At 69.2% G+C, this 23,937-nt stretch carries 15 protein-coding genes and 2 pseudogenes; 13 read left to right on the top strand and 4 right to left on the bottom strand.

The genetic code is table 11. The features are described 5' to 3' along the window. Window positions 1-4 precede the first annotated feature (4 nt). The 5 genes from VFV19_16990 (at window position 5) to VFV19_16970 (ending at window position 6,103) form a co-directional block, all read left to right on the top strand. Window positions 5-1,879, top strand: coding sequence for a sulfatase-like hydrolase/transferase (locus tag VFV19_16990; GenBank protein HEX4825997.1), 1,875 nt, complete (start codon window positions 5-7; stop codon window positions 1,877-1,879). 132 nt (window positions 1,880-2,011) lie between these two features. Next, the gene (locus tag VFV19_16985) at window positions 2,012-2,392 is read left to right on the top strand and encodes a hypothetical protein (protein HEX4825996.1); all 381 of its coding nucleotides are present in this window, start codon (window positions 2,012-2,014) and stop codon (window positions 2,390-2,392) included. A gap of 42 nt (window positions 2,393-2,434) precedes the next feature. After that, window positions 2,435-4,630: a S46 family peptidase gene (locus tag VFV19_16980; GenBank protein ID HEX4825995.1), complete on the top strand. Its 2,196-nt coding sequence runs from the start codon at window positions 2,435-2,437 to the stop codon at window positions 4,628-4,630. A gap of 137 nt (window positions 4,631-4,767) precedes the next feature. Then, window positions 4,768-5,952, top strand: coding sequence for a DUF6600 domain-containing protein (locus tag VFV19_16975; protein HEX4825994.1), 1,185 nt, complete (start codon window positions 4,768-4,770; stop codon window positions 5,950-5,952). A gap of 22 nt (window positions 5,953-5,974) precedes the next feature. Continuing rightward, on the top strand, window positions 5,975-6,103 hold the full coding sequence (locus VFV19_16970; protein HEX4825993.1) for a hypothetical protein: 129 nt from the start codon (window positions 5,975-5,977) through the stop codon (window positions 6,101-6,103). On the opposite strand, the gene VFV19_16965 is transcribed toward VFV19_16970, so the two are convergent. After that, on the bottom strand, window positions 6,104-6,319 hold the full coding sequence (locus VFV19_16965) for a hypothetical protein (protein ID HEX4825992.1): 216 nt from the start codon (window positions 6,317-6,319) through the stop codon (window positions 6,104-6,106). Window positions 6,320-6,504: 185 nt separating this feature from the next. Between VFV19_16965 and VFV19_16960 the strand changes: the two genes are divergently transcribed. The 3 genes from VFV19_16960 (at window position 6,505) to VFV19_16950 (ending at window position 11,462) form a co-directional block, all read left to right on the top strand. Next, window positions 6,505-10,116: a hypothetical protein gene (locus VFV19_16960; protein HEX4825991.1), complete on the top strand. Its 3,612-nt coding sequence runs from the start codon at window positions 6,505-6,507 to the stop codon at window positions 10,114-10,116. A gap of 83 nt (window positions 10,117-10,199) precedes the next feature. Further along, on the top strand, window positions 10,200-10,700 hold the full coding sequence (locus VFV19_16955) for a hypothetical protein (GenBank protein ID HEX4825990.1): 501 nt from the start codon (window positions 10,200-10,202) through the stop codon (window positions 10,698-10,700). 9 nt (window positions 10,701-10,709) lie between these two features. Beyond that, entirely contained in the window at window positions 10,710-11,462 is a 753-nt protein-coding gene (locus tag VFV19_16950; GenBank protein ID HEX4825989.1) for a matrixin family metalloprotease, read from the top strand. Window positions 11,463-11,497: 35 nt separating this feature from the next. On the opposite strand, the gene VFV19_16945 is transcribed toward VFV19_16950, so the two are convergent. Continuing rightward, window positions 11,498-14,890, bottom strand: coding sequence for an FAD-dependent oxidoreductase (locus tag VFV19_16945; GenBank protein HEX4825988.1), 3,393 nt, complete (start codon window positions 14,888-14,890; stop codon window positions 11,498-11,500). A gap of 218 nt (window positions 14,891-15,108) precedes the next feature. Between VFV19_16945 and VFV19_16940 the strand changes: the two are divergent. Both VFV19_16940 and VFV19_16935 read left to right on the top strand, forming a co-directional pair. Further along, window positions 15,109-17,295, top strand: a pseudogene (locus VFV19_16940) (thrombospondin type 3 repeat-containing protein). 51 nt (window positions 17,296-17,346) lie between these two features. Beyond that, window positions 17,347-18,057: pseudogene (locus tag VFV19_16935) on the top strand (thrombospondin type 3 repeat-containing protein). A 7-nt stretch (window positions 18,058-18,064) separates the two neighbouring features. Here the strand turns inward: VFV19_16935 and VFV19_16930 are convergent. Beyond that, complete coding sequence (locus tag VFV19_16930; GenBank protein ID HEX4825987.1) at window positions 18,065-18,994, bottom strand: rhomboid family intramembrane serine protease; 930 nt, start codon at window positions 18,992-18,994, stop codon at window positions 18,065-18,067. A gap of 76 nt (window positions 18,995-19,070) precedes the next feature. On the opposite strand from VFV19_16930, the gene VFV19_16925 reads away from it, so the two are divergent. Continuing rightward, the gene (locus tag VFV19_16925) at window positions 19,071-21,941 is read left to right on the top strand and encodes a carboxypeptidase-like regulatory domain-containing protein (GenBank protein ID HEX4825986.1); all 2,871 of its coding nucleotides are present in this window, start codon (window positions 19,071-19,073) and stop codon (window positions 21,939-21,941) included. Here the strand turns inward: VFV19_16925 and VFV19_16920 are convergent. Then, window positions 21,938-22,396, bottom strand: coding sequence for a hypothetical protein (locus VFV19_16920; protein ID HEX4825985.1), 459 nt, complete (start codon window positions 22,394-22,396; stop codon window positions 21,938-21,940). The two genes, VFV19_16925 and VFV19_16920, sit on opposite strands and share 4 nt — an antisense overlap. A gap of 66 nt (window positions 22,397-22,462) precedes the next feature. On the opposite strand from VFV19_16920, the gene VFV19_16915 reads away from it, so the two are divergent. Both VFV19_16915 and VFV19_16910 read left to right on the top strand, forming a co-directional pair. Then, window positions 22,463-23,221 (top strand): DUF1295 domain-containing protein, encoded by a 759-nt coding sequence (locus tag VFV19_16915; GenBank protein ID HEX4825984.1) that lies wholly within the window; start codon window positions 22,463-22,465, stop codon window positions 23,219-23,221. Window positions 23,222-23,304: 83 nt separating this feature from the next. Beyond that, the coding region (locus VFV19_16910) for a malic enzyme-like NAD(P)-binding protein (GenBank protein ID HEX4825983.1) at window positions 23,305-23,937 on the top strand (633 nt) is incomplete at its 3' end.

Below are 23,937 nucleotides of genomic sequence, written 5' to 3'. Positions count from 1 at the left end.
GTCCGTGTCTCGCACGTCCCTCTTGACACTCGTTCTCGTGATCGCGGCCTCGTGTCGCTCCGCTCCGCCGGCACCTCCGCCCCGCGACCTGCTCCTGATCACGATCGACACCGCGCGCGCCGACCGGTTCTCGTATACCGGCGGGAAGGTCCCGGGGACGCCCCACGTCGACGCGCTCGCGGCGGAGGGGGCCGGGTTCACGAACGCGATGACACCGGTGCCGCTGACCCTCCCGGCGCACGCGTCGCTGATGACCGGGCGCCTCCCGGCGAGCCATACCGTGCGGGACAACGGCTTCCACCGCCTTCCCGACGCGGAGACGACGCTCGCGGAGATCCTGTCTGGAGCGGGCCGGTCGACGGCGGCGTTCATCGGGGCCGAGGTCCTCGACCGGCGGTACGGCCTCGATCAGGGCTTCGGGACCTACGACGAGCGGTTCTCCGGCGGCGACGTTCCCGCGGGGCTGTCCTATTACCCGGAGCGTGATGCGGAATCGGTCGTCCACGCGGCGCTGGCGTGGCTGCCCGGGCAGGCGGGGCGTCCGGTCTTCGTCTGGGTCCACCTCTTCGACCCGCATGCGCCGTATCGCCCTCCCGAGCCCGAGCGGTCGCGGTATGCCTCCGGGTACGACGGCGAGATCGCCTACGTCGATCGTGCGATCGGCGATCTCCTCGACGGATGGACCAAGGCCCGCGGGCTAGACCGGACGCTCGTCGTCGTCGCTGGGGACCACGGCGAGGGGCTCGGCGAGCACGGCGAGAAGACGCACGGCGTCCTCGTGCACGAGGCGACGCTCAGGGTTCCGCTCGTCATCCGCGTGCCGGGCGCGCGGCGGATAGCGCCGGTCGGAGCGCCGGTGAGCCTCATCGACGTGCTGCCGACGGTCTGCCGTCTCATGGCGCTCCCGGTGCCGCCCGGCGTGCAGGGCCGCGACCTCACGCCGCTCCTCTCCGGCGGGAGCGTCGCGTGGCAGCCGACGAGCGGGTACGCGGAGAGCCTCTACGCCTTCTTTCATCACGGCTGCACGCCGCTCTTCGCCCTGCGCGAGAAGGGATTCAAGCTCGTGCGCGGCGCGGCCGACGCCCTCTACGACCTGAACGAGGATCCGCGGGAGATGAGCGATCTCCAGGCGTCGCAGCCGGAAAAACGAGCGAGCCTGGCGGCGTCGCTCGACCGGCTCACCGCGGGTCTCGACGAGGCGGCGGCGTCGGTCGCCGTCGTCCCGGACGACGAGACGCGCAAGACGCTCGCCTCGCTCGGCTATGCCTCGTCGGCGCCCGCACCGGCGGCCGCATCCCGAAAGGATCCCAAGGAGGCGCTCGTATCGCTCGCGGCGATGGCCGAGGCGGATCGCAGCGCCCTCGCCGGCGACGTCGCGGCGGCGGTGACCGGCTATCGGGCCGTCCTCGCTGCGGAGCCGACGAGCGTCGACGCGCGCGTGCGCTTGGCACAGATCCTTCTCGCGGCGAACCGGCCGAAGGACGCGGTCGCGCCTCTCGCGGAGGCGGTCGCCGTCGAACCCGCCGATCCTTACTTGAAGCGCAAGCTCGGAAACGCGCTCGAGGCGAGCGGGCGCGTGACCGAAGCGCTCGCGGTCTACGACGCCGGTCTCGCGGAGCACCCCGTCGATCGCGATCTCAGAACCGGACGCTGGAGCTGTCTCGACCGTCTCGGCCGCACCAAGCCGATGCTCGAGGAATCGGAGCGCGCCGTCGCCGCGGACCCCGGAGACGGAGCGGCGCGACTCGCGCGCGCGATGGCGTGCTGCGGTCGCGGCACCGACGCGGAGTACGAGGCCGCGCTGAAGCGGGAGCTCGCGGCGCTGCCTGAGGATCCCATCCTGTTGGATGCGCTGCGAAGCTTGAAAGGCCAGAAGTAGTTCACAGTCGACAGTTAACAGTTCACAGTAGGCGGCCTTGTCGTCTTCTGCCTGTGAAATATCAACTGTTCACTGTGAACTTCTTTGTCTCATCGCGTTGCCCGCTCCATGGCCGAACCCCATATTGGCTCTGTGAGCTTCCACGAATTCGTCCCGCCCAAGATCGTCTCCGCATGCCGCCGCACAGGCATGCGGCATCGCCTGCGCCACGCGCATCAGGCCTTCCTCGTGCTGACGGTCGAAGACGGAAGGTCTTGGCAGCTCGACCTGCTCGACATCGGCTCAGGCGGGGTCTGCTTCGGACTCATCGACGGTCAGCCCGCGATGGAGCGCGGAATGGAATTCGGCCGCGTCGTTCTCCACGTCGCGGGGAGCGCCATCCGGGGATCGCTCGAGATTGCCCACGCCACCGAGGAATTTGCCGCGGGAACGGTCTGCGGCGCGCGGTTCCACCCCGCGACCCGCGAGGACCAGATCGCTCTCGAAGCCCTGATCCGTTCCCTCGCCTCTTGAGCTTCTGAAATAGAATCGGGCCTTCGTTCCAGGAGGCTCGTCATGAAGGCTCTCGGTGTGCGCGTCGCGCTCGCGGCGCTCGTCATTCTCTCGGCTCGCCCCACCGTCGCGATCGAAGGCATGTGGATGCCCAGGCAAGTTCCCGAGGCCTCTGGCCTCGTGAAGGACGCCGGACTCACGATCGACGCGAAGGCGTACTCCTCCGTGTCGAGCTATCCGCTGAATGCGGTCGTCTCGCTCGGCGGCTGCAGCGCGTCGTTCGTCTCGCCCGACGGGCTCATCATCACGAACCAGCACTGCGTCACCGGGGCGCTCCAGTACAACTCGACCCCCGAGCGCAATCTCCTCGAGACCGGCTACCTCGCCAAGACGCGCGCCGACGAGCTCCCGGTCGGTCCCGGCTCGCGCGCCGCCGTCACCGTCGCCGTCAACGACGTCACCACGGAGATCGCGGGGAACATCGATCCCGCGCTCTCCGATCGCGAGCGCTTCGACGTGATCGACCGGCGCTCGAAGGAGCGCGTGAAGGCGTGCGAGAAGGACGGCCTGCGTTGCCGCGTCGCGAGCTTCTTCGAGGGGAACAAGTACTTCGAGATCGCGCAGCTCGAGATCAACGACATCCGGCTCGTCTACACGCCGGCGAAGGGGATCGGCAACTTCGGCGGCGAGACGGACAACTGGCGCTGGCCGCGGCACACCGGCGACGTCGGGATCTACCGCGCGTACGTCGCGCCCGACGGGAAGGCCGCGCCGTTCGCGAAGGAGAACGTGCCTTACCACCCGAAGAAGTGGCTCAAGATCGATTCCAAGGGGGTCGGCCCCGGCGACACGATCGCGGTCGCCGGCTATCCCGGAAACACGCGCCGGCTCGAGACCTACGCCGAGATCAAGCGGATGACCGAGTGGACGCTCCCGCGCCAGATCAAGCGCAACGAGGAGCAGATCGCGATCCTGGAAGGCGTGGCGAAGTCCTCGCCCGAGAGCTCCATCAAGGTGGCGAACCGGATCCGCGGCTTGAACAACAGCCTCACGAACGCGCGCGGCAAGCTCCAGGGGCTCGTCGCCTCGAAGGTGCTGGACGCGAAGGCCGCACGCGAGAAGGCGCTCACCGCGTGGATCGACGCCGATCCCGCGAGGCGGAAGGAGTACGGCGACGTCCTCCCGCGCTTGGATGCGTTGACCGCACAGGTGAACGAGACGCGCCTCCGCGACGCCGCGCTCGGCGGCCTCACGGGGATGGGCTCGCTCCTCGGCGCGGCGCAGACGATCGAGCGGCTCGCTTCGGCAAGGCCGAAGCCCGACCTCGAGCGCGATCCCGCGTACCAGGAGCGCAACTGGAAGCGCATGCGCGAGGGCCAGGAGCGCATGCAGAAGAACATCGACCTCGCCGCCGACCGCGCGATCCTCCGGTACAACCTGCTCGAGGCGGCGCGCCTCCCCGAAGGGGCACGCATCAAGCCGGTCGACGACGCCGTCGGCCTCGCCGCGGGGACGAGCGAAGCCGACGCCGGTCGTGCGATCGACGCGTTCCTCGACAAGCTCTACACCGGCACCAAGCTCGCCGACCACGACGTGCGTCTCGCCGCGCTCGACAAGTCCTCCGCCGATCTGGCCGCGATGAAGGACACGATGCTCGATTTCGCCGCCGCGCTCGAGCCGGAGTGGCACGCGCAGGACGAGCGCGAGAAGACGAGGGACGGCCTCCGCTCGCGCCTCTCGCCGGTGTACCTCAAGGCGATGCTCCAGCTCTCCGGCGGTCTCCTCGCCCCGGACGCCAACGGCACGCTGCGCGTCACGTTCGGCAAGGTCGAAGGGGTCACCGAGAAGGACGGGCTCATGTACTTGCCGCAGACGACGCTCGCCGGCATCGTCGAGAAGAACACCGGAGAAGGGGAATTCGACGCCCCGCAGCGCGAGCTCGACGCGATCGCGGCGCTGCGCGACGGAAAAGCGAAGACGCCGTTCGCCGACCCCAAGCTCGGCGACGTGCCGGTGAACTTCCTTGCGTCCGTCGACACGACCGGCGGCAACTCCGGCTCGGCCGCCATGAACTCGAAGGGCGAGCTGATCGGGCTCCTCTTCGATGGCACCTTCGACACGGTCGCGTCGGACATCGTCTTCGACCCCGTGCGCACGCGGTCGATCTTGGTCGACATCCGCTACGTGCTCTGGGTCATGGATGCGGTCGATGACGCGGACGCGCTGTTACGTGAGTTGGGGGTTTCCCCCTCACGCTGATTCTGCGCACCGTGTCATCTTCCGAGGGCGCTCCAGCGATCGCGCGGCGATAAAAGCCCGCCGTTCGGTCATGGCATCGTCATTGCCTTTCACCTCGACGGCGCCCCGCTTCAGTGGGGTGTCCCACGAGGTGACACATGAGAAACACGATTGCCGCGGCAGCAGCGATCGCGTTCACGCTGATCTTCAGCCCGATGGCTGCGCCTCCGGCGCACGCCGCCGTGGACGTGTCGTTCGACTTCTTCTACAGCAACCTCAGCCCGCACGGAACGTGGCTCGCCTCGGCGAGCTACGGACGCGTCTGGCAGCCGCAGGTCTACCGGCCCGGCTGGAATCCCTATTACGACGGACACTGGCAGTACGCCGACGTCGGATGGGTGTGGGTCTCCGACTATCAATGGGGCGCCGTGCCCTACCACTACGGAACCTGGGTGATGGACGCCGACTACGGCTGGGTCTGGGTGCCCGGCTATACCTGGGCGCCGGCATGGGTCGAGTTCCGTCAGGGACCCGAGGCGGTGGGTTGGGCGCCGGTCTCTCCCGAGTTCGCGATCGGTGTCTCGTTCGGGAGCCGCCCGGCGTACTACGAGCCGCCGCCGCAGGCGTTCGTGTTCGTCCCGGTGCGTGAGTTTGCGGCACCGAGCATCCGGCCGTACATCGTGCCGGAGCGGCAGGTGAACACCTACATCCAGAACACGACCGTCATCCACAACAACCTGGTCGTGCAGAACAACGTCGTCGTCAACCGCGGCCCCGATGTCCGCGTCGTGGAACGTGCGGCCGGCCGCACGATCCAGCCCCAGCCGATCGAGCGCGTCTCGCACGCCGCGCCGTTCCAGGGGTTCTCACGCCAGCAGATCCGTGTCCCGGACCAGCGGCAGGAAGGGTTGCGCGCCGCACAGCCGCAGCTCCCTCCGGGCATGACGCAGAACCGCTCCAATCAGATCCAGCGCGAGCGTGAACAGCGGCCGGCTCCGCAGCAGCAACAGGTGCCGCAGCCGCAGCAGCAGTACAACCAAGAGCAGAACCGTCAACGGCTCGAGCAGCAGCAAAGGGAACACGGGCAGCGTCCCCAGCCCACGCAGCAGCAGAAGCCGCACCCGCCGGTACCCGAGCCGCCGCCCCACATGCAGCCCGAACAGCCCGCGCAGCAGCAGGCGCACGGGCAGGGCCAGGTTCACGGCCAGCAGCCGCCGCAGCAACAACAGCAGCGGCCGAACGATAAGAACGGCAACAAGAACAACAACAACAAGAAGCCGCAGCCGCAGCAAGACAAGGCCAAGAAGGACCACCAGGGAAACGACGAGAAGAATGGTGGTTGAGCGCGCGGTTTCGTTACTGATCGTGGCGGCCGTCGTCTTCCCGGCGGCGGCCGCCGCGAAGGCGATCCTCAACGATCCGGCGATGGCAACGCCGCAGGCGGCCGCATCGATCGTGCGGCTGATGTCGGAGTACGCGAATCCGGCGTCGTGACTAGCCGGTGATGACGCAGTGCCCCGCGCCGGCGCACGCCGCGTAGCACGAGTTGCAGTACGTCTTCCCGTCATCGCACGTGACGCCGATGCAGTACGCGGGGCAACGGCCGCAGATCTTCGCCTCGACCGGCGTCGAGGACATCGACATGACGCCGGCGCCGATGGCGGCGACGGCGAGCGCGACGGTACAACCGGCAACGATCTTCTTGAACATGGGCATCCTCCGCGTTGAGGGAACGGGCGGACCCTACACCGTCGGCGTGTGCCCGTCCATCCGCCTCTTCTTGGTCGCGTATACCTGAACCTCCCCCGAACGACGGCCCTTTTTCGCATGCCGCATTGAATCCGCGGTGAGTTCGTCGTACAGAATCCGCGACTCTCTTGGGGGACGGTGCCGTGATGCGTGTGTCCAGGCTCGTCGCGTACGTAAGTGTAATTGGTCTGATCTCGTGTCTCGTCGCCGTGCCGGTAGGCGCCGCGACACGGCACTCCAAATCCAAGCCGTCGAAGGTCGACGCCAAGCGCAAGCTCCTATCGGGAACGGCACCCGCCGCGCCCGACACCAACGACACGCCAAAGGCCTCGATGCCTTATGCGAAGACCGACACGGTCCACGCGTTCACGAACGCGATGGGCCAGACGGTTTACGAGGTGTCTGCGTCGCAGTCCGACGTGTCGAGGCCGCTCACGGAGCTGGCGGCCGAGCGCCGTCCGTTCTTCAACGAGAACGAGGAGTTCGAGGCACCCGCGAACCCGATCCTCCCGGCGTTCCGGATCTACAAGTCCGGCGTCCCCGACCCCGTGGTCCAGCAGGTCCAGCCGCAGATCGAAACGTCCGGCGGCCCGTCGCCGGCAGCGCCGTCGACCGGTTTCAACTTCCAGGGCATCGGGATCGCCGGCGGCACGCCCTCGGACAGCAACGGCTCGGTCGGCACGACCCAATTCGTCGAGACCGTCAACACGCGCTACCAGGTGTGGACCTTGAACCGCTCGACGCACGCCGCGACGTCGGTGCTCGGCCCGATCAACATCAACACGCTCTGGAGCGGATTCGGCGGCGCGTGCGAGACGCAGAACAGCGGCGACCCGATCGTGCTCTTCGACAAGCTCGCCAACCGCTGGCTCATCTCGCAGTTCACGACGACGCTCTCGAACGGCAGCTACTTCCAGTGCGTCGCCGTCTCGAAGACGAACGACGCGACCGGCCAGTTCAACCGCTTTGCGTTCACCGTGCCGAACGGCGTCTTCGGCGACTACCCGCACTTCGGCGTGTGGTCGGACGCCTATTACATGATGGCGCACGGGTTCACCTCGACGTCGGGCAGCTACGTCGCCGGGATCTTCGCGGCGATGGACCGCACGAAGATGATCAACGGGGACCCGACGGCGACCTGGCAGGTCATCTTCGACCCCGCCGAGGGCGGCCACATGCCGGCCGATATCGACGGCTTCGCGCCGCCCCCCCAGGGAGCGCCGGGGATCTTCCTCTCGCTCCATGAAAGCTCGATGGTCTTCTACCGGATGTCGGTCGACTTCGTGAACCCGGCGAACACGGTCAGAACCGAGCAGGCCGACGTGCCGGTCGCGCCTTACTCGGCGGCGTGCGGCGGAGGCACGTGCATTCCCCAGCCCTCGACCACGCAGCTGGTGGGCTCCCTGGCCGACCGTCTCATGTTCCGCGCCGCGTACCGGAAGTACGTCGACCACGAGTCGATCGTCATCAGCCACTCGGTCGATCCCGGCGTCAGCGGGCTCGTCTCCGGCGTGCGGTGGTACGACTTCCGGATGTCGGGCGTGCCGGATGCGACCTGCCCGTCGTTCCCGTGTGTGAGACAGCAGGGAACGATCGCCGACGTCGCGGGCGGCCGCAGCCGCTGGATGCCGTCGATCGCGATGGATACCGCCGAGAACATCATCGTCGGCTACAGCACGACCGGGAAGACCGCGGGCACCGACAACCAATCGATTCGCTATACCGGCCGAGCCAAGAACGACTCCCCAGGCGTCATGCCCGGCCCCGAGCAGATTATCGTCACCGGCACCGCCAACAACACGAACACGCGCTGGGGCGACTACAGCAGCATGAGCGTCGACCCCGCCGACGACTGCACCCTCTTTTACACGAACCAGTTTTACGCGTCCGCCGGGGCGTGGTCGACGCGAATCGCGTCGGCGTCCTATCCCGGCGGCGTGTCGCCTGGGCAGTGTCCCGCGACCGTCTGCTCGACACGGCCCGCGGCGGCACCGACGATCGGCACCGCGACGGTTCCCGGCGACAACAAGATCCAGGTCACCTGGACCCCGCTCGTGCCGGCCCCCGGCTCGTATGCGATCGAGCGCGCCGACGGCGTGTGCGGCAGCGGTGCGCTCTTCAAGCCGCTCGCCGGCGTCTCGGGAGCCGCGTCGAGCTTTACCGACACGACGGTCCTCGGCGGCCTGTCCTACTCTTATCGAGTCATCGCCGCGACCGACGGTGCCGCGAAGTGCCAGTCGCTCGTCACGAGCGGCTGCGTCAGCGCGACCGCGACCGGAACCTGCAATCTGAAGCCTTCGTTCGCCGGCGCCTCCGCCGCATCGAGCGTGAATCAGTCGACGTGCGGCGTGACCGTGAATTGGAGCCCGGCGGCCACGGCCTGCCCGCTCACGCCGAACATGAAGTACGACGTCTTCCGGGGCACGACCCCCGACTTCGTTCCCTCCGCGGCGAACCGGATCGCGACCTGCGTCAACGGTCCGACCTCGTACCTCGACACGAACAATCTCCAGAGCGGGACGACCTATTTCTACGTCGTGCGCGCCGAGGACAACAGCACCGGCAACGGCGGCGACTGCAGCGGGGGCAATGAAGAAGCGAACTCGGTGACCGTGGCCGGCACCGCGTACGGTGTGGGCACGCAATCCTCGCCGGGCACGTGGTTCGACGGCGGCGGCGACGGCTCCGCCTTCCTGCAGATGAACGTCGGCGGCCCCGGCGACGTCGCGGGGCAGGTCTGGCGCTACGTGAAGACCGCGAACGACCCCGGAGCGAACCATACGCCCGGAGGCTCGTACGCTTACCGCAACGCCGGCCCCGGGCCGACGGCGACCTACTTGCCGAACCAGTGCGCCGAGATCCAGGCGCCGGCGCTGACGGCCGGCGCGACCTCGCTCGCGCTCCAGTACTGGGAGCGCCACCAGCTCGAGTATCACTGGGACGGCATCGCGGTCGAATACTCGGTGAACGGCGGCGACTGGCTCGACGTGCCGCCGCCGAGCAACTCGCCGGCGGCCGGATGCGATCCGGCCGACACGATCACCGGGTGGGAGACGCTCGGCTGCACCGGCGCCCCGCCGGTCAACGGCTGCGCCTACGACCAGACGAAGAGCGTGATCGACGGCCCGCTCGGCAGCGGGTCGACTTGCAACGATTTCGCGACGAGCAGCAGCGTCCCCGCGTACGCGCACCGTTGCCACCCGATCACCGGCCTGAATGTTGGAGACTCGATCCAGTTCCGGTGGCGCTTCACGTCGGATCCGGCGGCCGAGTTCGCCGGCTTCTACCTGGACGACGTCGCGGTGACGAACGTGAACCTCCCGAACGCGTGCGTTCCCGACACGTGCACGGGGCAGCCCGACGGCACGTCGTGCAGCGACGGGAACTCCTGCACCACCGGCGACGCCTGTAGCGGCGGCGTCTGCCATCCGGGCACGAGCGCTCCGACACCCGTGGAGGTCACCGGGGTTGCCGTCAACGACACGCCGGGGACCACGCTCTCGTGGCCCGACGTCGGCGGCGGCGCGGTCTACGACGTTGCGTCGCAGACGCTCTCGGATCTTCGCGTGAACGGCACCGCCACCGCGACGTGTCTCCAGAACGACGTCGCGGTCACCAGCTTCTCCGACCCGCGGCCGGATCCCGTGCCGGGAGACGGCTATTACTACCTCGTTCGGGCCCAAACGGTCTGCGCGACGGGAACCTACGGGTTCGCTTCCGGTTCCGTCGAGCGGATCCCGACGAGCGCTTGCCCCTGATCCTTCCTTGGCACGGTCGGCGTCACGGCGTATAAGCAGCGCCGCAAGCCACTGACGCTCGTCACGAGCGCAAGGAGGGATTCATGAGGATGAGTCGGGGCAAGACCGCCCTCATCGCAGGGGCGATCGTGCTCGGAGGGATCACACTCTCCGCGGCATCGACCTTTCTGAAAGTGGACGTCCCCACGCTCAAGCGGATGTCCGAAGCCGTCGTCCAGGCCGACGTGGTCGACGTGCGGAGCGCCTGGAACGAGGAGGGCTCCGCGATCTTCACCTACGTCACGCTGCAAGTCATGGGGCGCCTCCACGGCGCCTCCACCGACCAGGTCGTCGTCCGCGTTCCGGGGGGAACGGTGGGCGACTTCACTTCCGAGATGGAAGGGGCGCCGGTCTTCCACGAGGGCGACCACGTCGTCGCGTTCATCGGCCGCTGGTTCGACGGCGTCCCGATGGTCGCCGGCTACGCGCAAGGACTCTCTCGGATCAACCGCGATCGCCTCGGCAATCTGATGCTCGAGGGCGGCGTCGCGGACGGCATGCCGCTCGCCGAGCTCGGCAAGCAGCTCGCCCGGGCCGGGAACTAGGAGGCGATGATGAAGACCACCATCAAGCTCGTCGCCCTCGCCGCGTCCCTCGCGGCTCTCCTTCCCACCTCGGCGTCGGCGTACGTGCTCCTCTCGCCGGCCCGCCGCTGGTTCAACTCCGACACGCCGCACCAGGTCAACGTCGACAGCCACGGAGTGTCGACCGTCACCGGCGGCGACCCGGACCACGGCGTCACCGCGGCGGTCAACGCCGTCAAGTCGTGGAACTCCGGCGGCGTCAACGTGACGACCAGCTCGTCGGGGAACGTCGCGTACCGCCAGGGCGACGGGATCAGCGACATCATCTTCGGCGACCCGCTCAGGATCTGCACCGGAACGTGCCTCGCCGCGACCCTCACGGGGTATTACTCGACGAGCGTCACCGGCACGTGCGGCGGCCTCACGGTCGACAAGGTCACCGACGCCGATGTCGCGTTCAACCTCGCCTACAACTACACGACCCCGGCTCAGGGGAGCTGCAGCAACGAGATCTACCTCGACTCGGTCGTCGCGCACGAGGTCGGGCACGTCCTCGGCCTCGCGCACTCGAACGACAGCGGCTCGCTCATGTACGCGACCGTGGCCTACTGCCAGGACAAGACGCAGTCCTCCGACGACATCAGCGGCAGGAACGCGCTCTACAACTGCACGCTCGTCGAGGGCGGCGGCGGCGGGTGCAGCCCGTCGGGCTCCGCCTGCACCTCGAACAGCAACTGCTGCTCCGGAATCTGCAAGGGCGGCCGGACGAAGACCTGTAGGTAGAACGAAGACAGTTCACAGTTGACAGCCGACAGTGACTACAAACTGTTGACGGTTGACTGTGAACTCTCTTCATCCTCCGAGGCCATGAGCGCCTCGCGCTCCTTCCGCCGCGTCTCGTACTGTGCGAGCGCCCAGACCGGGAAGTAGCTCTTGTACAGCGTGTAGTCGAGGAGCGCGGTGCGGAAGAAGATTCCCGACGGCTTCTCGCTTGGCCAATCGCCGTCGTCGCGCTGCGCCGAGGCGAGGAATCGAGCGGCCCGGTCGATCGCGCCCCAGTCGGGATCCTCGGCGGTGAGCAGCGTCGAGAGGGCCCACGCCGTCTGCGTGACCTGTCCTTCGTCGCCCGGCGTGTAGATCCGTGGATCATCGGAGACGTGCCGCTCGCTCCAGCTCCCGTCGGGACGCTGGATCGACTTGAGCCACGCGCACGCCTTCCGGAGCGCGGGATCGGTCGGCGGCACGCCGGCGGCGACGAGGCCGCGCACGCCGAAGAGCGTGCCATAGAGGAGGCGCACGCCCCACGCGCCTGGCCACGAGCCGTCGCGGTGCTGCCGCACGCGAAGGAATGCGACCCCGCCGGCCGTCGCCTCGGACAACCGCCGGAGGTCCTTTCGAAGCCCGATCGAGGGGAAGGCGCGCCGCGCGGCGACGATCGCGGCGACGCACGACGCGGTGCACTCCACGAACGAGAACTCCGTCATCGAGTCCGCGAACATCTCGGCCGGGTTCATCCATTCGAGCGAGAACGAGAGGCGCCGCGGCTCGTAGGCCGAGAACCCGCCGTCTCCGTTCCGGCAACGCAGGATGAACGAGAGCGCGAGCGCGGCGTCGTCCTCCGTGAGCGGCGGCTCGGAGAGGGCCAGCCGCCCGAGGAGCGCCTCCGCGGTGCAGTCGCTCACCGGCCAGCCATGCGACGCCTCGGAGAAGCAATAGCCGCCGCGCGGATCGGTCCGGTGGAACCGCGCCGCGTCGGGCCACGACACGCGGATCTGTTGCGCGGCGAGGAAGGCGTCGGCGCGCGCGAGCTCCCGGCCCACCGGCTCGTGCTCGGCGGCGGCGGCGAGCGCCTGCGCCGCGAGAGCGCTGTCCCAGCTCGCGCTCCTGGCGCCCGCGACGCGCGTCCCGCGCTCGTCGTCTTCCCAGATCCACGCTTCGAGCGCGTCCAGGGCCCGCCGCGCGTCCTCGTCCTGCGCATCCGCAGCGTGGAGGGCGATCACGTTCAGGAGCCCGCTGACCGGCGAGATGCTGGTGAATCGGGTCGCCGCCAGCTCGAAGCGGATGTGCTCGTGCAGCTTGCGGATCGACGAGGCGCTGCGCGTGTGCGACGCGACCTTCTCGGCGGCGACGCTCAAGCGCTGGATCGCGCGGAGCGTCCTCCCGGGCGCGGCGACCAGCTCTTCCCGCCTGAGGGCGGTGCGTGCCCGCGCGAAGTCCACGGTGGCGAACCCCTGCGGATACAGCTCGTCTCGGATCGCGGCGAGGAGCGCCGTCTCGGGCGCGACCACGCGCTTGGCGTAGATCGCGGCCATCGCGAGGTAGATCATGCGGGTGTGGCAGTAGAGACGCGACGGGTGGACGGGAACCCACCGCGGAAGCGCCCAGATCTCGGGGAGGACCGGCGGTACGCCCTCCCACGCGTACAGTCCGAGCATGGCGAGCCAGAACTTGCCCCAGCTCGGCACGGCGACGACTCCGCCCTCCGCGCGCAAGAAGGCGAGGGCGCCCCTCAGCAGGGGATCGTCCGGGCCCGCGCCGAGGAGGCGTGCGGCGACGTAGACGAGCGACGTCACGAAGAGATAAGGCTCCGACAGGAACTCGTGCAGGCCCCAGGCACCGTTCGGGAGGCGCGTGCGCTCGAAGTGGAGGAGCAGCCGGCGCCGCCGCTCGGCCGGGATCTCGCGTCCGGCGATGTGGCAGGCGATGACGTACTGAGCGGCGAGCATCGGGCACCAGACGACCTCGCCCTCGAACGCGCCGTCGGTGCGCTGTGACGACGCGAGGTGGCGCGTCCCGCGCGCGAGCGCCCGCGCCGGCGACACGCCCTCGGCCGGAAGCGACGACGAGGGATGCGCCACGACGTCCGCCTTCGCCAGCGAGGCCTTGAGCGCCGCGCCGTATTTCTCCTCCGCGATCGGGGAGGTGAGGTGGAGCGCGCCTCCGACGAGCCACCGGATGCGGGACGACAGCTCGCTTCCGACCTCGGCGACCTCGGCCCAGCGCCAGGAGGCGCGACCCTGGCGCACGAGACCCCGGGACGCGAGGAGGAGCGCCTTCAGGAACGACGAGCTGAACGCGACCGGCCCGGTGTCCTGGCAGCCGAGAAACCGCATCGTGCGCTTCCGCTCGAGCGCGCTCCCCCGCCACAGGTCGTAGATCGCGCGACGGATCACGACGACCTCGTCCGACGTGTCCGCGAAGACCTCGTAGAGCGAGACCGCGAGCATCTCGGGAACGCGGCTGCCGACGAGACGCTCGCGCCGGTACGCCGCGAAGCTCCTGGCGCGCGCGAACGCGATCGCGTCCTGGAAGCCCAGGGTCATCCCCTGAGCGGTCAGAGGATGATGGAATCCGACCGCGTCGCCGACCAGGGCGAGGCCGGGACGTCCGAAGGAGACGCGCGGGCGGAACTGGTTCGACGCCCACGCGATCGCACCCGCGCGAAGCGCGCGACGGAACGCCGGACGGAGCGCGGGAGGCATCGCCGCGCCATAGCCCTCGTCCAGGACCGCCTCGATGCCGGCATGGACGTGCAGCGCCAGCGGCACGTCGAGGCAGAGGCGGACGCGGCGCGCGTCGATGCGGTACGCGAGGCACGGGCCGAGGCCGCCGAGGAAGACGTGGCCGTACCCTTCGAAGGGAAGGTCGCAGTCGTCGAGGATGACTCCCGCCATCCGCGAGTACGTTCCCGCGCGGCGCTGCGGTTCGCCGGAGGGGAAGAGCACCGAGCGCCCCGAGGCGGCAACGACCGACTCGGCGACGATCGTGCGATTCCCACCGGGCCCTTCGTACGTGAGGTTCTGGCCGTCAATCGCCGTCGCCCGCGCGCGCTCGACGTAATCGATCCCCGGCTCGTTCCTGCAGTGCTCGCGCAGGCTGTCGACGAGCGCGCCGTGATCGCCGCTGAACCCCTTCGTCCCTTCGCCGTAGGGGAGCACGACGGGGCCGGAGCCGTCATCGGGGTACACGACGAACCCCGAGCCCGATGCGTAGGCGGAGACGCCGGGGAGCGAGACGCCCAGCTCTTCGAGAATGGCGAGCGCCGGCGGATGGAGCCACTCACCGGCGAGGCGCTTGCTGCCGTCCGGATTCGCTTCGAGGAGGAGTACCCGGCGTCCGCGCCGGGCGCATGCGAGCGCGGCCACGCATCCCACCGGCCCCGCCCCGATGACGGCGACATCGAAGCCCTGTCTCCGTCGTGGGACGCGCATCGGAGCTCCCAGCGTGGCCACAGTACGCCTGCCGCACTGTACAGGTATCCAAGAAAGCACGCCGCTGCGTGGTCCTTATTGGTAATTCGGTCAGTTTTTTATGCCGCTAACCCAAAGAATGCCGACACCCTTGCAAGGCGCAAGTCTCACCGTATAAATGTGCCGGTCTCGGCGGGAGAAGAATTTAGGGCTGGGGAGCTTCGGTCTCGAGGGGAAAGATGTTTCTTCGCTCCGGCTGCGGACGCACGCTCCGCGGATCGCTCGTCGTCTCGTCTCTCATGTTGGCCTGGTCGCTATCGCACGCGCAGACGACCGTATGGGTCGACGATTGCGCAGGGACCGGAACGGGTACGCAGGGCGATCCGTACTGCAAGATCCAGACGGCGATCTGCGCCCTCAAAGCGAGCGGTGGCCAGATCAACGTGATGCCGGGGACCTATCACGAAGCGATCCGCGTCACGGCGAACATCCAGATCATCTCCACCGACGGTCCCGCGACGACGATCCTCGACGCGACGAACCGGCCGTGCGTGAACACCGACTACTGCACGTACGAGAGCACGACGAACTGCACGGCCGTCTACTTCCCTTCGGCGGCGTCGAACACGAGCCGCCTCGAGGGCTTCCACATCACCGGCGGCGGCGGCATCGACAACCCGTCGTGCGGCTCGAACTGCACGTGGAAGATCGGAGGCGGCATCACGATCTTCGGATCGTCGCCGACGATCACGCGCAACGAGATCGTCGGGAACGTGCTCTCGAGCACCTCGACGAAGATCTACTACGGCGGCGGGATCTACGTCCAGGGGCTCGCGGGGAATCCGACGCCGGTGCCCGTGATCACGAAGAATCTCATCCAGGGGAACGCGGCGGATCCGCCCGCCGGATCGACGAACAAGATGAGCGAAGGCGACGGCGGCGGCATCTACGTCGGCTTCCAGTCGGCGCCGATCATCGACGGGAACTCGATCCTCTCGAACCGTGCCGGGAATCCGGCGACGCTCAACCAGTTCGGTGGCGGCGGCGGGATCTCGCTCTACTCGACGAATGCAAATACGGCGCTCTCGATCGTGCGCAACAACTTCATCTCGGACAACAACGCCGCCGATTTCGGCGCTGGGATCGCGTTCGGGGAGACTGATTCGACGACACCCGTCTCGCCATCCCGCGGCACGATCGAGAACAACATCTTCGACATCAACGGCGGTGTCGACGGCGGGGCGATCGGGACGTCGACGACGAGCGCCAAGATCCGCAACAACACGATCCACAACAACAACGCCGCGGGGCACGGCGGGGGCGTGTACTTCGGCGCCTCGGCCAACGCCGGCGACCAGGTCGAGTTCGTCAACAACGCCGTCACCCAGAACCAGGCGACCGGCACCGCGATCGGCGGCGGCCTCTACGTCGATCCGGCCGCGGCGCCGACGGTGCACAACAACGACATCTGGGCGTGCACGCCGAGCAATGTCGGTGGGTCGAAGCAGGATTCCGACTACATCGGGCTGAACGGCAACATCTCCCTGGGCCCGCAGTACGTCGCGCCCAACGGGACGCCGCGCGATTACCACCTTCAGGCGACGAGCCCGCTCATCGACGCCGGCGACAACAACGGCGTCGTCTCGACGACCGACTACGACGGCGCGCCGCGCATCTCCGACGGCAACGGCGACGGCACCGCGACCGTCGACATCGGCGCGCTCGAGTTCCAGATCGATACCGACGGCGACGGCATTCCGGACTACCTGGATCCCGACGACGACAACGACGGCGTCCCCGACGTCTCGGATTGCGCGCCGCTCCTGAGGGCGATCTCTCAGCCTCCCGACAAGGTCGCGAGCACGCTGACGATGTCGAAGTCCGCGGGCGTCGCGACGCTGCGCTGGCTGCACGCCTACCAGGCGCCGACGTACAACGTCTACCGCGGCACCTTCGGCGGCGGCGCCCCGTTCGCCTACAACGAGACCTGCTTCGACACCGAGAACGTGGCGTGGACGGTGAACGATGCCGCGGTGCCGCCGCCGGGGACCGGCTTCTACTACATCATCTCGGGCCGCAACGTGTGCGGCGAGTCGGCGGCAGTGACGAGCGGACAGGGGCAAGACCATACGCCCTCGCCCACGTGCACGACCGCCAACCGGAACAACGACGCGGACACGCCGCGCGACCTCGCCGACAACTGCCCGCTGACCGTCAACGCGACCCAGGGCGACGTCGACGGCGATTCGGTGGGCGATGCGTGCGACAACTGTCCGAGCCTTGCGAACGTCGATCAGGCCGACCCCGACGGCGACGGCCGCGGCACGGCGTGCGACAACTGCCCGACGGTCGCGAATCCTTCCCAGGCCGACACGGACGGAGACGGTCTCGGCGACGCGTGCGACAACTGCGCCTCGGTCGCGAACGTGGACCAGAAGGACACGGACGGAGACGGTCTCGGCGATGCCTGCGACCCCGACATGGACAACGACGGCGTCCTCAACGCGTCCGACAACTGTCCGCTCGTCGCGAACGCCGACCAGACCGACACCGACGGCGACGGACTCGGCGATGCCTGCGACCCCGACAAGGACAACGACGGGGTCCTGAACGGCGTCGACAACTGTCCGCTCGTCGCGAACGCCGACCAGAAGGACACCGACGGTGACGGGATCGGCGATGCCTGCGATCCCGACGCGGACAACGACGGGATCCTGAACGGCGCCGACAACTGTCCTCTCGTGGCGAACGCCAACCAGGCCGACTTCGACGGTGATGGAATCGGGGACGCCTGCGACCCCGACGACGACAACGACGGCGTCGCCGATGTTTCGGACTGCCAGCCGCTGAACGCGGCGGTGTGGGCAGCGCCCGGTGAGATCGTGAACGTGACGGTCAGCCGACAGGCGGCCACGACCGTCAGTTGGTCGGCGGCATCGGGCGGCACCGCCCCCGTGTACGACGTCATCAGCGGGCTCTTGTCGGGGCTCCGCCTCGACGGCTCGATCGTCGCCTCGACCTGCGGCGAGAACGACGGATCTCAGACGTCGTGGGACGATCCCGCTCTCGATCCTCTTCCCGACGACGGTTACTACTACCTCGTGCGTGCGGCCAACGCTTGCGGGACCGGCACGTACGGCAGCGCGACCGGCGGCGCCGAGCGCGTCGCTCCCGCCGCGTGTCCGTGATTTACGGTTACTGTCCCCTTGAAACGGCGAAGACCCAGGCAGCGAGCATGAGTCCGATCGCGGCGGTGCCGAGCGCGAGCTGCGCCCACCGGCCCTGGAGGACGCGGCGCGCGCCGAGCACCGCACCGATGATGAGCCCCGCGAGGAATCCGAACAGGTGCGCGCCGACGTCGATCCGCGAGGGGAGCGGGAGGATCTCCACGTCCCCTGGGTGCGGTTCCGCCGCCGCCGCGCCGCCGAGCCAGGCGAGGAGCGCGAGGCCCATGATGACGGGTGCCGCTCGCCGCCACGCGCCGTGGCGGAGCTGACGCCGCCGCATCCACTCGTACGCGACCTGCGCACCGAGCAGTCCGAAGACGCCGGTCGACGCGCCGAGCGAGACGTGGGACGGCGCTTGGACACAGGCGTTGATCGCATTGCCGAGCCCTCCGGCGACGACGAAGGCGAGCCACGTCCAACCGTTGCCGACGCTCTGCCCGAGCATCACGCCGAAGAGCGCGCCGAAGAGCGCGTTGCCGGCGACGTGGACGATGTCCGCGTGGAGGGTGAGCGCCGTGAGCGCCCGCCACCACGCACCGGCGCGGATGAGTCCCGCCGAAGCATCTCCCGCCGCCGTCCAGTCGACGCCGTAGCTCTCGAGCCTCTGGGCGAGGTAGGCGGCACCGAGCACGAGCACGTAGGCGATCGCGGCGTCGCGCGCGGGACCGAGCGCGCGCTCGGGCGCAGGCGGCGGCGAAGGTCGCGCCCGGTTCTCCGCGGTGAACTTCACGAGCTGCACCGCCGCCCGGTCGGCATCTTCCTCGCGCACGATGAGGATGTGCGCGGCGCCCTCGCGCACCCGCCCGGAGGGGATGCCGGCGGCCTCGAGAACGAGAGCGAGGTCGTCGGCGTGGGCCGGATCCGGCGTTCGAGCGATCTCGACCCAAGTTCCGGCCAAATCCTGCTCCTCTCCGGTGGCTCCGCACCCGGCGCCGGGTTATCGTCTAGGGGCCCCGGGAGATGACACGAGCCCGATGAGACCGGCTTCCCTGATCGCGGCCTTCCGCGCGCTGACCGCGGCAGGGTATCTCCTCGCGGCGTCCGGGGCGCCGCCGTCCTCACCGCCTGCCAAGGCGGAGAAGGCGCCGGACAAGCCCGCGACTCCCGCGAAGCCTCCCGCCGTCGAGCTCCGAGGGAAGATCACCGGCGACGGCGGCGTGCCGCTCGCGAAGGCGGTCGTTCTCGTTCTGCCGAGCGGCACCGCCGGCTTGCGCGCGAAGGTCGTCCGCGCGGAGAGCGCCGCCGACGGCGGGTTCGTCGCGGGGCCGCTCACCGGCGACGCGTTCCGCGTGCGCGTCCAGGCGAAGGGCTACGCGCCGCTCACGGAGGGTCCGATCCCGGGCGGCGCGACGATCACGCTCCACCTCAAGAAAGGGCTGGCGCTGTCCGGCACCGTTCTCGATCGTGCGAGCAAGAAGCCGGTCGACGGCGCGACGATCGCAGCGTGGGACGACGACGCAGAGGGGTGGGGGGACGAGGCGCGGCGCGGGTCGAGCGCGGGCAAGGACGGGCGCTTCGCGCTCGCCGACCTGGCGGGAGGCAAGGCGACGATCGAGGCGAAGGCTCCCGGGCACGCGGCCGCGCGCACGGCACGTCTCCTCGATCCGAAAGCGGGCGCAGCCGCTCCGGCACCGGTCGAGCTGCTCCTCGATCCCGCCGGTACGCTCAGCGGGCGAGTCACGGATACGTCGAACACGCCGGTCGCCGGCGCCGAAGTCACCGTGTTCTGGCGCGAGCCCGGCGGCGACCGTTCGAAGGCGGCGAAGACCGACGCCGACGGTCACTACGCCTTCCCCGCCGCCGCCGATCTGCGGATCCGCCGCATGACCGTCGCCGCGAAGGGGTTCCCGTCCCAGGAGCGTCCCGGCGACGCTCCGTCCGACGACATCGTCGACTTCATCCTCGAGCACGGCGGCTCGATCGCCGGCACGCTCCGGAGCGGCGACACGAGCGCGCTGCCCGCGTTCCACGTCGGCGTGCATCGCGAGCGCGGCGACGACGATCCGCCGTCGTCCGGGCGCGGCGGCGCATCGCGCGCCGCCGACAAGGACGTGAGCGATCCCTCGGGCGCATTCCGCCTCGACGACCTCGAGCCGGGCACGTACACGGTGGAGATCCAGGCAAGAGGTTTCGCCACGATCAAGAAGACCAAGATCGAGGTGCGCGCGGAGCAGGTCGCCGATCTCGGCAGCCTGAAGCTCGACTCCAGCTCGACGTTTCGTGGCCGTGTCGTCTCGGGGAACGATCAGACGCCTGTGCCGTCGGCGTCGATCCGGCTCTCCCTCGTCGACGCGCAGCCGGCGGCGGGATCGTCGTCGATCACCGGCACGAATCTCTGGAACGTGAGCAGCTCGCCCGACGGGACGTTCACCCAGGCGGGCTTGGCCAAGGGAACGTACGACCTCACCGCCGAGCACGCGTCGTTCGCGCCGGTCCAGCTGCGCATCACGTTCGACCCCGGCGCCGATTCTCCCGAGGTCCTCGTCACGATGTACCGCGGCGGCTCGATCGGCGGCACGGTCGTCGACGCGCAGCTTCAGCCGGTCGCCGGGGTGCGGATCATGGCGTCCTTGGGCGCGCAGGCTGACGCCCACGTCGCCGACACCGGATCCGACGGCCACTACCTGATCGACGGTCTGACGCCGGGGAATTACCAGGTGACCCGCCAGCCGCGCGACGGCTCCCCGGCGAGCGGCGCCAACGTGAAGGCCGCCGCCGTCACCGAAGGGCAGACGACGACCGTCGACTTCGACGAGGGCCCGCACATCCAGATGAGCGGGGTCGTCCGCAAGGGCGACCAGCCGCTCGCAAACACGTCGATCTATCTCTTCGCGGTCGACAACTCGGTTCCCCTGCGCGCGAAGAAGGCGCAGACCGATCAGTCCGGCGCCTATCAGGTCGGACTCGACCAGGCCGGTCGCTACCAGGCTTCGGTGCGGATCGACGCGGCGGGTGGGCCGGGCGGCCAGAACCTCGTCATGCTCACGGTGCCGGACCAGCCCCAGGTTCAGCAGGACATCGTCTTCGCCTCGAACGCGATCACCGGACACGTCGCCAATCCCGACGGCGGCGACATCAAGGGGGCGATCATCCTCGCGATGCAGGACGCCGCCGGGGCAGGGACGGCCAACCTCCGGCAATCGACGACGACGACCGCGGCAGACGGCACCTTCCGCCTCGACGCCGTCGAGCCCGGCACGTACCGCGTGACCGCGCGCGCGACCGGCTTCGCGCCGGCCGAGCAGTACCCGGTCACCGTCAGCGACGGTCAGCCCGAGACGAACATCGAGCTGACGATGCAGCGCGGATGGCTCATGCGCGGCCGCGTCCTCGATCCCAACGGCCGCGCGGTCAACGACGCGACGATCGTCGTGGCGGCTCCGGGCAATGCCGAGTCCGGCTTCCTCCCGTCGCACACCGATTCGAGCGGCGCGTTCCGGATCACCTGTCCTCTCGACGGGCCGGTCAGCGTGGCGGCGATCTCGCCGCGCTTCGCCCCCGCGGTGAAGACCGACATCGACCCTCCGTCGGGAACCGACGACGGGCCGGACGTGCAGCTCAAGACGACCGTCGGCGGGTCGCTCCGCATTCGCGTCGTCCACCGCGGCGGCGGCCCCGTGCCCGGCGCGTCGACGGCGATCCGGCCGATGCCGCTCTTCCCCGGGGCCGACCTCGTCATCGATCGCAACCGGCCGAAGCCGACGGACGGCGACGGCGTCGCGCTCGTGGGCAACCTCTACCCCGGCGTCTACGTCGTCGCGGTCGTCGGCCGGAACGACGCGAGCCCCGCCCAGGCCAACGTCGGTGAGGGCGCCGAGACCGAGGTCGAGATCGAGGTCCCCTAGACTCCGTCGGTGCCGCGAAAGAGCGCGGCCGTATCGACCGCGGGCGCGTGGTGGCCCGCGGCGAGCTCGACGTAGCTCCGCGCGAGCGCGTCCTTCGCGAGCCCGAGGATCGAGCTCATGGCGCGAATGGCGTCGGCGAACCGCTCGACGGGGAGCTCACGCGCGAGGACCTGCCAGACCGTCGCCTCGAGGATGTTGATCGCGCACTGGACCTCCTGGAGCTCGAAGCCGTCGGCGTATCGCTCGGCCGCGATCGAACAGGCCCGGGCGATCGTCGGCGCGGCGTCGTGCGCCTCGATCCCACGGGCCAGCACGTCGAGGAGCGCCGATAGTCGGCACCGGAGCACGTCCCGCCCGGACGCCGTGTAGCGCGTGAGCTTCGACCCGAGGACCGCATCGACCGACTGCTCGACGATGTCGTCGGCGTTCGCTCGTAGGAGCGCGGGCGCGTCCATCGACGACCACGATAGGATCTTGGCGCCCAGAGACCGGAGCCTTCCGGTCCGGAACCGGGGAGGGTCGTGATCGGGGCGGAAGGCTTGAGGTGGGTGATCCTCCTGTGGACGAGCATCGCGGCCGTCACCGCCGGGGCGCTCCTCAAGATCGCGGCGCCGTACGGACGGCATGCGCGATCGGGGTGGGGACCGGCCGTCCCGGCGCCGGTCGCGTGGATGGTCATGGAAGCGCCGTCGCCCGTCCTCATGATGACGTTCTTCATCGCGGGACACCGGCATGACGCGGCTTCGACCGCGTTCCTCGCGCTCTGGGTCGGGCACTACGTCTACCGGTCGTTCGTATTCCCTCTCCTCGGCGCCGGCCGGAAGGCGCCGATGCCGCTGTCCGTCGTCCTCTTCGCCGTCGTCTTCAACTTGGTGAACGGCACGCTGAACGGCGCGTGGCTCTTCGTTCTGGGACCCGTCCGCGGTCCTGCCTGGCTCGCCGACCCGCGGTTCATGAGCGGATTCCTGGTGTTCCTCGCCGGCTTCTTCATCCACGTCCGGGCCGACGCCGGTCTCCGCGCCCTCCGGGCCCCGGGCGCCGGCGGCTATACGGTGCCTCGCGGGGGGCTCTTCGAACGGGTCTCCTGTCCGAACTACCTCGGCGAGATCGTGGAATGGTGCGGCTACGCCCTCCTGACCTGGTCGATCTCCGCCCTGTCGTTCGCCGCGTGGACCGCCGCGAACCTCGTCCCGCGCGCCCTGGCCCACCACCGCTGGTACGGCGAGCGTTTCGAGGACTATCCTCCGGAGCGGAAGGCGATCGTTCCCGGGCTCCTCTGAGCAGCCGACCGATCCCATCTCGAAGGGGCGGGCCGGATGCGCCCTCGTCTCCTACGATCGTCTTCTTCGCAGGGAGGCTCGCCGTGATTCGAAAGCAAGACGCGCTCGATTACCACAGCCAAGCTCGCAGGGGAAAGATCGAGGTCACCTGGACGAAGCCCTGCGCGACGCAGCGTGACCTCTCGCTCGCCTACACACCCGGGGTCGCCGATCCGTGCCGCGAGATCCATGCCGATCCGGCGGCGGCGTACGAGTACACGGCCAAGGGCAACCTGGTCGCCGTCGTCACCAACGGCACAGCCGTCCTCGGCCTCGGCGACATCGGCCCGCTCGCCGGCAAGCCGGTGATGGAGGGGAAGGCGGTCCTCTTCAAGCGGTTCGCCGACATCGACGTCTTCGACATCGAGCTCGACACGAAGGACCCGGAGGAGATCATCCGCATCGTGCGCGCGCTCGCGCCGACGTTCGGAGGGATCAACCTGGAGGACATCAAGGCGCCCGAGTGCTTCCGCATCGAGGAGGAGCTGAAGGCGTCGATCGGCATCCCCGTCTTCCACGACGACCAGCACGGCACGGCGATCATCTCCGGCGCCGCCCTGCTCAATGCGCTGCGCCTGGTCGGCAAGGCGATCGCCGAAGTGCGCATCGTCTTCGCCGGCGCCGGCGCCGCCGCCCTGTCGTGCGCCAAGCTCTATCTCAAGCTGGGAGCGCGGCGC

The organism is Candidatus Polarisedimenticolaceae bacterium (assembly GCA_036275915.1).
Lineage (GTDB): Bacteria > Acidobacteriota > Polarisedimenticolia > Polarisedimenticolales > DASRJG01 > DASRJG01.
This window is presented reverse-complemented; position numbering and strand designations above follow the sequence as displayed.

What these genes read in the sequence shown, in the direction of transcription:
- VFV19_16960 (HEX4825991.1), top strand. Translation starts at nt 6,505, where the DNA reads ATGCGTGTGTCCAGGCTCGTCGCGTACGTAAGTGTAATTGGTCTGATC.
- VFV19_16920 (HEX4825985.1), bottom strand. Translation starts at nt 22,396, where the DNA reads ATGGACGCGCCCGCGCTCCTACGAGCGAACGCCGACGACATCGTCGAG.
- VFV19_16980 (HEX4825995.1), top strand. Translation starts at nt 2,435, where the DNA reads ATGAAGGCTCTCGGTGTGCGCGTCGCGCTCGCGGCGCTCGTCATTCTC.
- VFV19_16945 (HEX4825988.1), bottom strand. Translation starts at nt 14,890, where the DNA reads ATGCGCGTCCCACGACGGAGACAGGGCTTCGATGTCGCCGTCATCGGG.
- VFV19_16950 (HEX4825989.1), top strand. Translation starts at nt 10,710, where the DNA reads ATGAAGACCACCATCAAGCTCGTCGCCCTCGCCGCGTCCCTCGCGGCT.
- VFV19_16925 (HEX4825986.1), top strand. Translation starts at nt 19,071, where the DNA reads ATGAGACCGGCTTCCCTGATCGCGGCCTTCCGCGCGCTGACCGCGGCA.
- VFV19_16955 (HEX4825990.1), top strand. Translation starts at nt 10,200, where the DNA reads ATGAGGATGAGTCGGGGCAAGACCGCCCTCATCGCAGGGGCGATCGTG.
- VFV19_16975 (HEX4825994.1), top strand. Translation starts at nt 4,768, where the DNA reads ATGAGAAACACGATTGCCGCGGCAGCAGCGATCGCGTTCACGCTGATC.
- VFV19_16965 (HEX4825992.1), bottom strand. Translation starts at nt 6,319, where the DNA reads ATGTTCAAGAAGATCGTTGCCGGTTGTACCGTCGCGCTCGCCGTCGCC.